This is a genomic window from Pseudomonas alliivorans (assembly GCF_017826695.1).
GTDB classification, from domain to species: Bacteria; Pseudomonadota; Gammaproteobacteria; order Pseudomonadales; family Pseudomonadaceae; genus Aquipseudomonas; species Aquipseudomonas alliivorans.
The window spans coordinates 1-6,900 of the sequence record NZ_JAFFZW010000020.1; the positions used below are offsets into that span (position 1 = coordinate 1).

The window sequence follows — 6,900 nt, forward strand, 5'->3', positions numbered from 1 at the left end:
CCGATCGGTCGTCCCATCGACAACCTCAAGACCCACATCCTCGACGACGGGCTGCTGCCCGCCGCACCGGGCGTGGCGGCGGAGCTGTACCTGGGCGGTGTCGGGCTGGCGCGGGGTTATCACAACCGCGCCGCCCTGACGGCGGAACGCTTCGTGCCGGACCCGTTCGACGAGCAGGGCGGAGGGCGGCTGTACCGTACCGGGGATCTGGCGCGCTATCGCCATGAAGGCGTGATCGAGTACGCCGGGCGTATCGACCATCAGGTGAAGATTCGCGGGTTGCGCATCGAGCTGGGTGAAATCGAAGCGCGTCTTCTTGAACACCCCGCCGTGCGCGAAGCCAGCGTGATCGATATCGACGGTCCATCCGGCAAGCAGCTTGCCGCGTATCTGGTGACGAACGATCAGGCACCCGAGGCCGACGTTCTGCGCGACGTGCTCAAGGCGTTCCTCAAGGAAACACTGCCGGACTACATGGTGCCTCAGCACCTTGTCTGGCTGACGGAAATGCCACTCACGGCCAACGGCAAGCTGGACCGCAAGGCCTTGCCGAAGCCACATTCCAGTCAGTCTGCACGCCTTTACGTGGCGCCGGTCACTGAGCAGGAACAGCAATTGGCGGCGATCTGGGCCGAGGTGTTGAAGGTCGAGCGGGTAGGGCTGACCGACGACTTCTTCGAACTGGGCGGCCACTCGCTGCTGGCCACGCAACTGGTGTCCAGAATCCACTCGGGACTGGGTATCGACATCCCGTTGCGGCTGATCTTCGAGAAACCGCAATTGGCCGAATTTATTCAGGCGTTCGCTCAGAGCGGCCTGTCGCTGACCGAGGACGGCTTGTCCGATATCGAGAAAATGATGAACGAAATGGCGGGTATCTGACATGGACCAGTCTGCAGCAGCGCGTATCGCCCAGCGTTTCGTCGGTTTGCCCGTCGAACAGCGTCGCCGGATTCTCGGCAAGATGAATGAAACCGGGCAGAGCTTCCGGCTCTTGCCGATTGCCGTGACCCGCCATGAGACCGCTCGCATTCCACTGTCGTACGCGCAGCAACGCATGCTGTTTCTCTGGCAGATGGAGCCGCACAACATCGCCTACAACGTGCCGCTGGCGGTGCGTCTGAACGGCCCGCTGAACCCGCAGGCGCTCGGTGCAGCGCTCGATCAACTGGTACAGCGCCACGAAACCCTGCGCACCCGGTTCGTCTCCGAAGACGGCGAGTTTCATCAGGAAATTCTCCCGCAGGGCAATGTGGCTCTTGAGTGCGTCAGTGTCGAGGCAGAGCAGATAGAGGCGCAGGTACATGCCGAACTGCATAAGCCGTTCGATCTGCTCAGCGGCACGTTGCTGCGGGTCAAGCTGTTCCGGTTGAGCGACGCTGAACACGTGCTGACGGTGTGCCTGCATCACGTCGTCTCCGACGGCTGGTCGGGCGAACTGCTGATTCGCGAGTTCGTGCAGTTGTATCAGGCGCAAGTGCTGGGCCAGACCGCGACCTTGCCTGAGCTGGCAATTCAATACGCTGACTACGCCATCTGGCAACGCGCCTGGCTGGAAGCCGGAGAGGGCGAGCGGCAGCTGGATTATTGGAAGCAGCAACTCGGCAGCGAGCACCCGTTGCTGACCCTGCCGTTGGACCATGAGCGTCCGTTGCAGCCCAGTCATCGCGGGGCGACGGTGCGTGTCGATCTCTCTGAACAGCTGTCGACACAGCTGAAAGCCCTGGCCCGCGGCCGTGGCCAGACGATCTTCATGCAGGTGTTGGCGGCGCTGTCGGTGGTGCTGTCGCGCTTCAGCGGGCAGGCGGATATTCGCATCGGTGCGCCGAATGCCGGGCGTACCCGCAGCGAGCTGGAAGGGCTGATCGGTTTCTTCATCAACACCCAGGTGCTGCGTGTGCAGGTGGACGAGCGGCAAAGTTTTGCGGCGTTGCTGGATCAGGTGAAAGAGGTGGTGAGCAACGCGCAGTCGCATCAGGAGCTGCCGTTTGAGCATCTGGTGGACGCTTTGGCGCCGGAGCGCAATCTGGGGCACAACCCGTTGTTCCAGTTCAAGATCAATCAACATGTCTACGCTGCCGAACAGACCGACGCCTCGCGCCAGAGTCTTTCCGGGCTTAGCGTCAGCGAATTTCCAGTGGGCGCAGGCGATGCACGCTTCGATCTGGCCTTCGATTTCACCGACACGCCAGGTGGTCTGCGCGGTTACTTCACTTACGCCACCGACCTGTTCGAGGCCCGTACCATCGAGCGCATCGCCGACGCCTTGCGCGAAACGTTGCAGGCGCTGGTGACGAGCGTTGATCGTCTTCTGGCGGATCAACCGCTGACAGGCTCGCTGCCAGTCATCGAGGCGTCGCAGGCGTTCGCCTGCTCCGACTTCATCCGTCTCTGGCAAAACGGTTTGCACACCGGAGGCGACAAGACGGCCGTGCGGGTTGGCCAGCAGACACTGAGCTTCGTTCAACTGGAGCAGCAGTCCAATCGCTTCGCCCGTTACCTGCAAGCCCAGAACATCGGCGCAGGCATGACGGTTGCGCTGTGTCAGGACCGCTCCGTGGAGTGGGTGGTCAGCCTGCTGGCGGTGCTGAAACTGGGTGCGGTGTACCTGCCGCTGGACACCTCACAGCCTGCCGAGCGCTTGCAGCAACTGGCCAGGGACAGCGGCGCGGTATTGCTGATCCATGCCGCGGACAACGACAAGGCCGCACAGCTTGGCGTCTGTCCGGTGCTGGCGTTCGATGCGCTGCAGTGGGGCGATTTCGCCGATGAGGCGTTGGGTGTTCAGGTGGTTGCCGAGCAACCGGCCTACATCATTTACACCTCCGGCTCTACCGGGCAGCCCAAGGGCGTGGTGATCAGCCATGGCGCGCTGGCCAATTATGTGCAATCCGTACTGACGCGCCTGTCGCTCGATGCCGAGGCCGGCATGGCAATGGTCTCCACCGTAGCGGCCGACCTGGGGCATACCTTGTTGTTCGGTGCGCTGGCGTCGGGTCGTACCTTGCATCTGTTGTCTCATGAACAGGCCTTCGACCCCGATGGATTTGCCCGTTACATGGCCGAGCATCAGGTGGATGTGCTGAAGATCGTACCGAGCCATCTGCAAAGTCTGCTACAGGCCGCAACACCCGCCGACGTGTTGCCGAAGCAGATGCTGATTCTGGGGGGCGAGGCCAGTTCCTGGGCCTTGATCGAGCAGGTTCGCTCGCTCAAGCCGGGTTGCCGGATCGTCAACCACTATGGCCCCACCGAAACCACGGTCGGCATCCTCACTCACGAAGTGGCTGAAAAGTTGCCCGCCTGCCGCAGTGTTCCTGTCGGTCAGCCGCTGGCCAATGGCAAGGCACGGGTGCTGGACGCTTACCTGAATCCGGTCGCCGAGCGTGTCGCAGGCGAGTTGTACCTGGGTGGCGAAGGCTTGGCGCAGGGTTATCTGGGCCGTGCGGCAATGACGGCCGAACGTTTCGTGCCGGACCCTGAAGCCGATGGCAAACGCCTGTACCGCGCGGGGGACCGCGCGCGCCGGGTGGACGGCGTGCTGGAATACCTGGGCCGCGCTGACGATCAGGTGAAAATCCGTGGCTACCGGGTCGAACCCGGTGAAGTCGGGCAACTGCTGCAAACTCTGGACGGCGTGGCCGAGGCCGTTGTGTTGGCTCAACCGCTGGAAAGCGATGAGTCGCGGCTACAATTGGTGGCCTGGTGCGTGGCGTCGGTGAGCGTTGAAACCCTGCGCGAGCAGTTGGCCGCCTGCCTGCCGGAATACCTGGTGCCTGCACAGATCCTGCTACTCGACCGCCTGCCGCTGACTGCCAACGGCAAGCTCGACAAACGTGCGTTGCCCAAACCGGGTGTGGTCAAACAGCGTTACACCGCACCGGCCGGCGAGATCGAGGAGAAACTCGCCGCCGTCTGGGCCGACGTGCTCAAGCTCGATCAGGTGGGCAGCACCGACAACTTCTTCGAACTGGGCGGCGACTCGATCCTCAGCCTGCAAATCATCGCCCGCGCCAAGCGTCAGGGCATCAAGCTCAGCCCGAAGCAGTTGTTCGAAAAGCAGACCATCGGCCAATTGGCAACGGTGGCGAAACTGATTCAGAAGAAGCCAACGGCTGCGGTTGAGCAGGTCAGCGGTTCGCTGCCGCTGCTGCCCATTCAGGCGCGCTTCTTCGAACTGGAGATTCCCGAACGTCATCACTGGAATCAGGCGGTGATGCTCAAGGTCAACACCGCGTTGGACGTGAACACACTGCAAAGCGCGCTGACAGCGCTGATCGAGCAGCATGACGCCTTGCGGCTGGGCTTCTCTCGGCAGGACGGCCAGTGGCATGCCACCTTTGGCGCACCAGACACATGGGATGTGCTGTGGACGCATGTGCTGGAAGACACCGAACGTTTGACCGAACTGGCCGAAGAAGCCCAGCGCAGCCTCGACCTGAAGAACGGGCCGCTGCTGCGTGCCGTGCTGATCGATCTGCCGCAGAACGAGCAGCGTCTGCTGCTGGTCATTCACCACCTCGTGGTAGACGGCGTGTCGTGGCGTGTGCTGCTCGAAGACCTCCAGCAGGTGTATCAGGCTGTCGCTGCAGGACAGGCCGTGGCGCTGCCGAGTAAAACCAGCTCTCTGAAAAGCTGGGCCGAACACCTGCAAGCCTACGCACAAAGCGCTGCGCTCGAGCAGGAGCTGGCATGGTGGCAACGCCAGTTGCAGGACGTCAGTGACGCATTGCCATGCGACAACCCGCAGGGCGGGCAGCAGCAGAAACACGCGACTTCTGTGGTCACGCAACTGGACAGCGAACTGACCCGGCAACTGCTGCAGGACGCACCAGCGGCCTATCGCACCCAGATCAACGACCTGCTGCTGACCGCGCTGGCCCGAGTGATCAGCCGCTGGACCAAACGCTCCGACGTACTGATCCGCCTTGAAGGCCATGGCCGTGAGGATCTGTTCGACACGCTCGACCTCAGCCGCACCGTTGGCTGGTTCAGCAACCTCTACCCGGTCAGGCTGTCGCCGCAGGACGCGTTGTCCGATTCGATCATGACCATCAAGGAGCAACTGCGCGCGGTGCCCCACAAGGGGATCGGTTATGGCGCGCTTCGCTATCTGGGCAGCGACGCCGCGTGTCATGCGCTGCAGCAGTTGCCGCAGGGCAGCATCGTCTTCAACTACCTGGGCCAATTCGACGGCAGTTTCGATTCGCAGGACGCGTTGTTTGCCCCATCGGCCGACAGCGCGGGTGCTTCTCAAAGCGCCGAAGCGCCGCTGGCGGCGCCCCTCAGTATCAACGGTCAGGTGTACGGCGGCGAGCTGCGTCTGAGCTGGAGTTTCAGCAGTGCGGTGTTCGAGACCGGCACCGTGCAACGTCTGGCCGATGACTACGCGCTGGAGTTGCAGCAGCTCATCGCACACTGCACGGCGCAAGGCGTGGCCGGCGTTACGCCGTCCGACTTCCCGCTGGCCCGTCTGACCCAGGCGCAACTGAACAGCCTGCCGATGGCGGCCCGCGACATCGAAGACATCTACCCGCTGGCACCGATGCAGCAGGGCATGCTGTTCCACACCCTGTTCGAACAGGAAGCGGGCAATTACATCAATCAGATGCGCGTCGAGGTCAGTGGTCTGGATGTCACGCGTTTCAGGGCGGCCTGGCAGGCCACGCTGAATACCCACGAAGTGCTGCGCAGTGGTTTCGTCAGCCATCTGGATGAGTCATTGCAGGTGGTGTTGCGCGAAGTGCCGATGCCGTTCGCCGAAGTGGATGCCAGAGGCCAGACGCCGCAATGGCTGGACGACTGGGCCGAGGCCGACCGCCGCCAGGGTTTCGATCTGACTCAGGCGCCGCTGCTGCGTCTTGCGGTATTGCGCACCGGCGAGGACAGCCATCAACTGATCTACACCAGCCACCACATTCTCATGGACGGCTGGAGCAGTTCGCGCCTGTTGGGCGAAGTGCTGCAGCGCTACAGCGGACAGACGCTGGCAAGACAGACCAGCCGTTATCGCGATTACATCGGATGGCTGCAACGTCAGGATGCGGCGCTCAGCGAGCGTTTCTGGACCGAACAACTGGCGGAACTGGATGAGCCGACCCGCCTGATGCAGCGTTTCAAGTCGCAACCGGGTGAAGCAGGGCAGGGTGATCATCTGCAACTGATCGATGCGCAGACCACGCAGGCCCTGGGCGAATTCGCCCGCGAGCAGCGCGTGACCCTCAATACGCTGGTGCAATCGGCCTGGCTGCTGGTGCTGCAACGCTACACCGGGCACTCCAGCGTGACCTTCGGTGCAACGGTGGCGGGGCGTCCTGCCGAGTTGCCGGGCGTCGAGGAACAGCTCGGTCTGTTCATCAACACCTTGCCGGTGATTGCCAGCCCACGTCCCGAGCAGCGCGTCGCCGACTGGGTCCAGCAGGTCCAGACCAGGAACCTCGTCCTGCGCGAACATGAACACACGCCGCTGTATGACATTCAGCGCTGGGCGCGTAGCGGCGGTGATGCGCTGTTCGACAGCATTCTGGTGTTCGAGAACTACCCGGTCTCCGATGCGTTGCAACAGACCGCACCACCGGGGCTGGTGTTCGGCGGTCTGCACACCCAGGAGCAGACTCATTACCCGCTGACGCTGGTGGTCAACCTGGGCCAGACCCTGTCGATACGCTTCAGCTACGACCGGCAGAGCCTGAGCGAAGCCGACGTGGTGCAGTTGTCGGCGCATTTCCAGCACCTGTTGCAGGCGCTGATTCGTGATCCGAAGGCTGCAATGGGTGAGCTGGCGCTGCTGGATCAGCCTGCGCAGCAGCAGGTATTGCGCGACTGGAACGCCACGGCTGCGGCCTTCCCGAGCGAGCAGTGCATTCATACGCTGATCGAGGCTCAGGTTCAAAAAACGCC

At 62.7% G+C, this 6,900-nt stretch carries 2 protein-coding genes; both read left to right on the top strand.

The features are described 5' to 3' along the window. Positions 1 to 882: phosphopantetheine-binding protein (locus tag JTJ32_RS26220; protein WP_210043811.1), on the top strand; the 882-nt coding region annotated here is incomplete at its 5' end. A gap of 1 nt (position 883) precedes the next feature. Continuing rightward, positions 884 to 6,900 (top strand): non-ribosomal peptide synthetase (locus tag JTJ32_RS26225; RefSeq protein WP_210043812.1); only part of this gene is annotated, 6,017 nt, incomplete at its 3' end.